At 35.1% G+C, this 527-nt stretch carries 1 pseudogene; it reads left to right on the top strand.

Annotation, left to right across the window (positions count from 1 at the left end):
• A pseudogene (locus ACFIO5_RS13485) lies at positions 1 to 527 on the top strand (cell division protein FtsK); the annotation flags it as partial.

Raw genomic sequence — 527 nt, 5'->3', positions numbered from 1 at the left:
CAGTGCTGTTTATTCATTTTTTCCAGTCTTTTTTTCTCCATTTCAGAATGTACTCTTGGGGATGGCTTTTAGCCTTTTAGGTTTTTTAATAGCTGCTTTTGCGGGCAATGTGATATGGCGGCGCCGGAAAAATAAAAGAAAATTAAAAAACGTTCAGAAGAATGAAATTTTAGAGCCTATCTTTGATGTGCCAGAAGATACAGAATATGTTCAAGAGGAAGGAAAGCACGGTTTTTTTATTACAACTTTTGGAGCTCTTTTACATCTTTTTTATTTTCTACAAGCGCGTTTTTTTCGTTTTTTCTCCTTCAAAAGGCAGTCTAAAAGACAGGAAAAGTCCTTTGATCGCATTGAACCAATTTTCTTTGATGAAAAAACAAAATGTGAGAACTCTCAAAATAAGGTCTTCACTTCTTCGGTTAAAAATCGTGTTTTCAAGCCTTTAACAACTTCTTCAAACGGTAATTTTCTTCTTCCACTTTTGGATTATCTTTCAGTTTCTCCACCGACAGCAAGGGATGCAAAAC

The sequence above is a fragment of the Bartonella sp. AA86SXKL genome, from assembly GCF_042196885.1.
The sequence above is the reverse complement of the archived record's forward strand: the minus strand, read 5'-3'. Positions and strand labels throughout refer to the sequence as shown.